The 397-nt window shown below is 57.2% G+C and carries 1 protein-coding gene; it reads right to left on the reverse strand.

The features are described from left to right. Positions 1-397 (reverse strand): PIN domain-containing protein (locus EOA24_RS41095; RefSeq protein ID WP_245502022.1); only part of this gene is annotated, 397 nt, incomplete at both ends.

Here is a 397-nt window from a genome sequence, read left to right on the forward strand (position 1 = left end):
ATTCGGTGTCGGTGAGCCAGTTTTCGACCACCAGCCCAGGCACACGGGAGAATTCGCGCTCATTGTCGGTGACCAAGACAGCGTTGATGGCGAGAGCCTGTGCTGCGATCCAGGTGTCGTTTGCACCAATAAGTGTACCGTGACGCTCAAGGAAGGCACGGATTTTTGCATAATGCCGTATTGTGTCCTGGTCGATGCCGACCAGCGGTAGGCGCTGCGTCAAGGTGGCCAGACGGGCGCGATTGCGGTCACCATAGGCACTTTTCTCCGCGCCGAACTCCAATTCGCCCATTACGATCGCAGAGAGCCGGATAGCGCTTATTTGCTGGGCCTCCAGCCGTTTTCGCACCTCCGGGCGGCCTTTCATGGCTGCAATGAGAATATTCGTGTCCAAAAG

Origin of the sequence: Mesorhizobium sp. M2A.F.Ca.ET.039.01.1.1 (assembly GCF_003998035.1) — a bacterium.
Classification (GTDB): Bacteria; Pseudomonadota; Alphaproteobacteria; order Rhizobiales; family Rhizobiaceae; genus Mesorhizobium.